Origin of the sequence: Actinomadura vinacea, assembly GCF_039532545.1 — a bacterium.
GTDB lineage: Bacteria > Actinomycetota > Actinomycetes > Streptosporangiales > Streptosporangiaceae > Spirillospora > Spirillospora vinacea.
Genome location: NZ_BAAARW010000052.1, coordinates 26287 through 32728, shown reverse-complemented (window position 1 = coordinate 32728; position 6442 = coordinate 26287). Strand labels below are relative to the sequence as shown.

7 protein-coding genes are annotated in these 6442 nt (G+C 68.6%); 5 read left to right on the top strand and 2 right to left on the bottom strand.

Translation table 11 applies throughout. The annotated features are described in order from the left end of the window. Nucleotides 1-344: 344 nt before the first annotated feature. Both ABD340_RS47745 and ABD340_RS47740 read left to right on the top strand, forming a co-directional pair. Complete coding sequence (locus tag ABD340_RS47745; protein ID WP_344598845.1) at nt 345-854, top strand: hypothetical protein; 510 nt, start codon at nt 345-347, stop codon at nt 852-854. 509 nt (nt 855-1363) lie between these two features. Next, on the top strand, nt 1364-1687 hold the full coding sequence (locus ABD340_RS47740; protein ID WP_344598844.1) for a hypothetical protein: 324 nt from the start codon (nt 1364-1366) through the stop codon (nt 1685-1687). A 231-nt stretch (nt 1688-1918) separates the two neighbouring features. On the opposite strand, the gene ABD340_RS47735 is transcribed toward ABD340_RS47740, so the two are convergent. Then, nucleotides 1919-2572, bottom strand: a complete 654-nt coding sequence (locus ABD340_RS47735; RefSeq protein WP_344598842.1) for a class I SAM-dependent DNA methyltransferase — start codon at nt 2570-2572, stop codon at nt 1919-1921. 117 nt (nt 2573-2689) lie between these two features. On the opposite strand from ABD340_RS47735, the gene ABD340_RS47730 reads away from it, so the two are divergent. Then, nucleotides 2690-3778, top strand: coding sequence for an S-(hydroxymethyl)mycothiol dehydrogenase (locus tag ABD340_RS47730; RefSeq protein ID WP_344598841.1), 1089 nt, complete (start codon nt 2690-2692; stop codon nt 3776-3778). Continuing rightward, nucleotides 3775-4404, top strand: a complete 630-nt coding sequence (locus tag ABD340_RS47725; RefSeq protein WP_344598840.1) for an MBL fold metallo-hydrolase — start codon at nt 3775-3777, stop codon at nt 4402-4404. Before ABD340_RS47730 ends, ABD340_RS47725 begins: the two co-directional genes overlap by 4 nt. 240 nt (nt 4405-4644) lie before the next feature. On the opposite strand, the gene ABD340_RS47720 is transcribed toward ABD340_RS47725, so the two are convergent. Then, nucleotides 4645-5292 carry a hypothetical protein gene (locus tag ABD340_RS47720; RefSeq protein ID WP_344598838.1) on the bottom strand — a complete coding sequence of 216 codons (648 nt, stop codon included), beginning with the start codon at nt 5290-5292 and terminating at the stop codon, nt 4645-4647. A gap of 919 nt (nt 5293-6211) precedes the next feature. Here ABD340_RS47720 and ABD340_RS47715 point away from each other — a divergent pair. Further along, nucleotides 6212-6439 carry a hypothetical protein gene (locus ABD340_RS47715; protein WP_344598836.1) on the top strand — a complete coding sequence of 76 codons (228 nt, stop codon included), beginning with the start codon at nt 6212-6214 and terminating at the stop codon, nt 6437-6439. Nucleotides 6440-6442: the final 3 nt, after the last annotated feature.

Here is a 6442-nt window from a genome sequence, read left to right as displayed (position 1 = left end):
CGTGCACGCTCGAACACAGGGACGAAAACGTGCTGGATAGTGCCTGGTCAACCGGCATTCGCCCCGAGGGGCGAATGTCGGTTCCTGCCCTGCTCCGCAGGGGTCCGATTCCTCCCCGGCCTGAAGGCCGGGGTTTCCTCGGAGGTTCTTCGATGAAGGGGCGCCCCTCGTGATCGACATGCTTATTCGTGCACCGCGGGCTGGTGATGGTGCCGGGATACCACCGGCGTGGTGCGACTTCGCCGAGTTCTACCGGGAGATCGCACCGGAAGCGTTCCAGTCTCCCCGCCAGGACGGCCTAGACGAGTGGCTGGAGCGCACCGCTGGTTCCGCTCGGCCTGGGCATGGCACTGAAGTGGCTCGGCGATCGGGAGGGTGCCTGCCAGGCTTTCGTGGAGGCGTTGCGGCGTGACCCTTGGGACCAAATCGCCCGGCACCAGTTGGAAGACCTTGGTGGGGCGCCGTCCGAGGAGCCGCCTCCGGATCCTGTCTGGCGCCGCCCGTACGGATTCGCTCTCCTGCGCGCGGAAGTGCGCGTCAGCAACAGTGACTGGGACACCTACGCGTGGCTGTTCGACAGCGTTCCCAGCGCATGTGCGTGGGGCGACCATGTGGTCGGGGCCTACTGGGAGGGGACGGAGCTGGAGAGCTTCAAGGACCTCCTCCACCTGGAGGTGGAACTTCGCGCCCCTGGAGCTGCCATCGTGACGCATGAAGTGACCGGGCGGATCGTCCGCACCGGGACGAGGGCTTTCATCATCGACTGGAAGAGTGTTCCGCTTCCTGAGGAGATCGCGTCTCCGCTGCCTGCGGGCCGTCCCATACGTGTAGGGGGATCCACCTACTTCTTCTGAGCGGGCACGCCAACAGGCGCAGGCCGGCGAGAGGACAGTGGGCATACCCTCGGGCGTCAGCGTCCCGCGACAGCCGCACCGTCCCACAAGAACCACACGCAAGCTTCGCACCCGCGACCGCCCCGGCATCTTCGCGCCCTGTTTCCTCACGCTGACGTGCCCTGCGAATCCCACGGCTGTACTCCGCGCTTGGGAGCATCGGCGTTGTCCTTGGCGGTGATGTGCCACAGCGGGTCGGCCCCTGACCCGCCGCTCACCCTCGGCCGTCCCGGCACGGCGTTCGTCGCCGGCGTCCGCCATCGAGCGGGCCGGCCCTGCCCAGGGGCCCGTTGGGGCCTCCGTCAGCGCCGCCCGGACATTTGATTCACGCTTGACCGGTCCTTAGGTTTGCATGAAGCCCGTTCTTCCTAGGCTGATTGAAAAGGCACATACCCGACAAGGAGAGCTAGCGGAGAAAAGCAAAATCTGGGGAAGGGAACGAACACATGCGACTCTTTATCATTGGTCTGATGACAGCGGCGATGGTGCTCGCCGGGCTCGTGGGAATTCCCTCGGCCAACGCCTCAGCCGCGACCAGCGGTATCAGCGTCAGCAAGAGCGTTACCTTGGACCATGACTGGAGGTGCCACAGGCGTCACCATGACAACTGGAGGTGCCGCAGGCACCATGGTGACTTCCGGTTCTTCCGGCACCACCGTGGCGACTTCAGGCACGACCGTGGCTACTTCCGGCACGACCGTCGCGACTACGGGCGCGACCGCGGCTACTACAGGCACAGCCGTGGCGACCGGCACCACGATGGCGTGAACGTCCGCATCCGCATCGGGCGTTGACGAGTACAGGCAAAAGCTCCGGCAAGCTACGTGCCGGGGCTTTTGCTGGATATCCAGGTGCGCAACGGGGAGCCCCCGGCGTTCCGCGGATACCTGCCGCGATGCCGCACCAGGACACTGTGCAGGCCGTACGGGCTGAGTGACCGGGGCAAGCGAAGCAGCGATCCCAGGCGGGACGAAGCCGAAGAGGCCCCCGGCTTCGACGAGCTCACCGACGCCGTGCGAGCTGAACTACGAGGCCCGTGGCTTGTGCGCCAGGAGGAAGGCTTGCGGGGCGGACTCCTTCTCGGTCGGCTCGCGTTGAAGACGAGCGTCCACGGTCAGGCCCGCCTGGGCGAGCAGGCCGGTGATGTGGTCGGGTGACAGGCGGTTGAAGTCGAGCGACACCGGGTGGCCCCAGGCATCTTCTACATGGAGGGGGCCGTCGCCTACCTGGAATGCGACCAGAAGGTGTGCGCCTGGGGCCAGTACGCGATCGAACTCGGCGAGTACGGCCGGCAGCTCCTCGGGCGGGGTGTGGATGAGGGAGTACCAGGCGACGATGCCGCCCAGGGCGCCGTCCTTGAGGTCTAGGGCGGTCATCGAGCCTTCGTCGAACCGCAGGCCGGGAAATGACCGCCGGGCTACGGCGACCATGACGGGCGACAGGTCGATGCCGAAGATGTCGTCCAGGCCGAGGGAGTGCAGGTGCGCCGTGATGCGGCCGGGGCCGCAGCCGAGCTCGGCGATGGGGCCGGGGGCGGAGGCGGCGAGCTCGGCGAAGGCGGCCAGCATCGCGCGGTCCAGCGGTCTGGCGTCGAGTTCGGTCTTGGCGCGGTCGTGGTAGTCCTCGGCGATCGTGTCGTAGAACGTCCGAGTCGTCTGCAGGTGGGGGGCTTCAGGCACGGCTGTCGACGATAGCGGCCAGCGGGGGCGGTTCACAGGACGAATCGCTTTGGGCGGACCCGGCCGCTGATCCCTATCGTGGACGGTGGCGACGATGCCCACGAGGAGGAACTGTCCATGGCGCACGAAGTTCGCGGAGTGGTGGCCAAGGGTAAAGGCGAGCCGGTCTCGGTGGAGACCGTGCTGGTGCCCGATCCCGGCCCCGGCGAGGCCCTGGTGAAGGTGCAGGCGTGCGGCGTCTGCCACACCGACCTGCACTACCGGGAAGGCGGCATCAACGACGAGTTCCCGTTCCTGCTGGGGCACGAGGCCGCCGGCGTGGTCGAATCCGTCGGCGACGGCGTCACCGAGGTGGAGCCCGGGGACTTCGTGATCCTCAACTGGCGCGCGGTGTGCGGGCAGTGCCGGGCGTGCAGGCGGGGCCGTCCCTGGTACTGCTTCGACACGCACAACGCCAAACAGAAAATGACCTTGGCGGACGGAACGGAACTGTCGCCCGCGCTGGGCATCGGCGCGTTCGTCGAGAAGACGCTGGTGGCCGCGGGCCAGTGCACCAAGGTCGACCCGGAGGCGAGCCCGGCGGCGGCCGGGCTGCTGGGCTGCGGGGTGATGGCCGGGCTGGGCGCGGCCATCAACACCGGCGGTGTGACCAGGGGCGACAGCGTCGCGGTGATCGGGTGCGGCGGGGTCGGGAGCGCGGCCGTCGCCGGCGCCCGGCTGGCCGGTGCCGCGAAGATCATCGCGGTGGACATCGACGACCGCAAGCTGAACTGGGCCACCGGGCTCGGCGCCACCCACACGATCAACTCGTCCGGAACCGATCCGGTCGCGGCGATCCGCGAGCTGACCGGCGGCTTCGGCGCCGATGTGGTGATCGACGCGGTGGGGCGGCCGGAGACCTACGAACAGGCCTTCTTCGCCCGCGACCTGGCCGGGACCGTCGTCCTGGTCGGGGTGCCCACGCCCGAGATGAAGCTGGAACTGCCGTTCCTGGAGGTGTTCGGGCGGGGCGGCGCGCTGAAGTCGTCCTGGTACGGCGACTGCCTGCCCTCGCGCGACTTCCCGATGCTGATCGACCTCTACCGGCAGGGGCGGCTCGACCTGGACGCGTTCGTGTCCGAGACGATCGCCCTTAACGACGTCGAGGCCGCGTTCACCAAGATGCACCACGGCGACGTGCTGCGCTCGGTGGTGGTGTTCGAGTGAGCGCCCGCATCGACCACGCCGTGACCTCGGGGACCTTCTCCCTGGACGGCCAGACCTTCGACGTCGACAACAACGTCTGGGTGCTCGGAGACGACGACGAATGCGTGGTGATCGACGCCCCGCACGACGCCGCGGCCATCCGCGAGGTCGTCGGGAGCCGGCGACTGGTGGCGATCCTGGCCACGCACGCCCACGACGACCACGTGCGGGTCGCCCCCGAACTGGCCGACGCGACCGGCGCGCGGATCCTGCTGCACTCCGCCGACCTGCCGCTGTGGCGTCTCACCCACCTCGAACGCAGACCGAACGGCGATCTGGAGGACGGCCAGGTCATCGACATCGCGGGCACCCGCGTCGAGGTGATCCACACACCGGGGCACGCGCCCGGGGCGGTCTGCTTCCACGTTCCCGAACTGGCGGTCCTGTTCAGCGGCGACACCCTGTTCAAGGGCGGCCCTGGAGCCACCGGGCGATCGTTCTCCGACTTCAACCTGATCATCGCCTCGATCCGCGACCGCCTGCTGGCCCTGCCCCCGGAAACCGTCGTCCACACCGGCCACGGCGACAGCACCACGATCGGCGAGGAGGCCCCCCACCTGCAGGAATGGATAGACCGAGGCCACTAGGCCGATTGACACGGCAGCCGCGGGAACAGGTCGTAAACCGGGCCATACCGCTCGGGCGCATCGCGCCAGGGAGCACCGGGCCGTCCACACCAGTGGACGGCCCCGGCCTTCGTCAGATCACCACGCCCCACGAGGCGTTCCACTTTCCCGGCAGACACCAGGCGAACGCCGTCACCACTCCCTCGGCGTGATCAACATCAGCTCGGCGCCCCAGAAGGCGTGGTGGGACACATCAACGATCTAGGTGATGGCGATGGCGGGAGCCACGCGCGCGGATCCGATGCCACGGTCGGGCTTGCCCAAACGAAAACGCACCTTGCCCTTGAGTACGGTGCCGGACTCGGCCAAGCCATCGGTGAGGCCTTCGCCGGGGAAGAGCGTGAACGTCCATCTCTGGTTTGCTTCGCAGTCCGGCAGGTCACGGCCGCCTTGCAGGACGCGGGCACCCCAGAGCCGACGGACCATCAGCGCCCTGGTGTCGGTGCCGGCCACCGTGAACGCCGCCGCCGGCCCGTCCACGATCTGGTCGTGGCTGCCCAGGGACGGCCCATAGACGCCGACGACGGTGGCGACCATGGTCCACGGCGGGCCGGGCCGGATACCCAGGACACCCGCGGGCAGCCGCTCGTCGAACACGTCATCGGTGGGCCTGCCGAGCTGGTCGGCTCGCACGGCCGCGGCCATCGGGCGCCGGGTGTCCAGCCTGCCCGGGTCGGGCACCAGCAGGATTCCATACCTCGTCTCGTCCGCGAAACGAGCCGAGGCGAAGTGATCGCTGAGAGCGAGCACGGCGCGCTCGGCGGCATCCCACAGATCACCGCGAAAGGCCGTCGCCAAATAGTCAGGCGTCACCGCCGGCAGCCCGGCCTTGGCCACCGCTTCGGCCACTGACTCGCAGCCGCACCACCCGGACTCGGCCAGCCTCGCGATCTGCTCGTCCTTGAACGGCATCACGCTCCCGAGGCGTCACAGATCATTGTTATCGAACACACCCTCATACAGTCCCTCCAGCTCGGTCGTCGCAACCGCGCGGACGCCACCTCGCCGTTCGCTGCGAAGCGACCGTGCAAGTCGCCTGCTTCAACGATCAACCACGCACACGAGAGTCATCGATCTCCAAGACATCGGCCAGGGCCGGATGCACCCGCCCCGGATCGATCATCGGGGTTGCGGCGGCTGGGGGATCTTGGTTGGCCAGGTGTGATGTGACGCTTTCGCTCCTTTGTTCGAGGAGTAGCAGTCAGGTCACCGTGTGTCGCGGTACCGTCTTGATCCTACTGTCGAGCAGGAGATACTCCTGCTCGGGCATTGCGCGCATGCGCGGTTGTGTGGAATCCGGCGGTCGAGCAGCAGGGTTGGTGGTCCCGGTACCGGGGCAGGGCGCCGGGGTTCGCTGAGCAGTGCCGGCAGTTGACCGAGGCGCGTGCCGCGTTCGGGTGGCTGGCCGCCGGGAGTGCGACGGTGCAGCAGCAGGCGCTGCGCGATTTCAACCAGGCCAAGGCGAACTTCTTCGCCGGAACCCACAAGCGGCCCACCTGGCGCAAGGCCGGGCTGCACGAAGGGTTCCGGCAGGTCGGGCTCAAGCCCCGCCAGGTGCGGCGCCTGTCGCGCAAGTGGGGTGCGGTGCAGGGTCCCCAAGGTGGGGTGGGTGCGGTTCCGGATGTCCCGACCGGTTCCCGAAGGGGTGAAGTCCTACAGGGTGACCCGCGACCGGGCAGGACGCTGGCATATCGCGTTTGCGTACATTCCCGCCCCGATCCCCGGTCCCGGCAACGGCGCAACGGTCGGTGTCGACCGGGGTGTGGCCGTGGCGGCCGCGACCTCGGCCGGGGACCTGTTGAGGGTCCCCGGCCTGACTCCGGGCGAGGCGCGGCGGCTGGGATTGCTGCGCCGCAGGCTGTCGCGCGCCGCACCCGGTGGCGGGCGCCGGGCGCGCCTCAGGGCCGCGATCGCGCGGCTGATGGCACGACAGGTCGACCGGCGCAGGAACTGGGTGGAGCAGACCAGTACCACCCTGGCCCGGTCCTTCGTCTGATCG

Excerpts from the sequence above, each read along its gene's own strand:
- ABD340_RS47745 (WP_344598845.1), top strand. The coding sequence starts at position 345 with ATGGCACTGAAGTGGCTCGGCGATCGGGAGGGTGCCTGCCAGGCTTTC.
- ABD340_RS47740 (WP_344598844.1), top strand. The coding sequence starts at position 1,364 with ATGACAGCGGCGATGGTGCTCGCCGGGCTCGTGGGAATTCCCTCGGCC.
- ABD340_RS47730 (WP_344598841.1), top strand. The coding sequence starts at position 2,690 with ATGGCGCACGAAGTTCGCGGAGTGGTGGCCAAGGGTAAAGGCGAGCCG.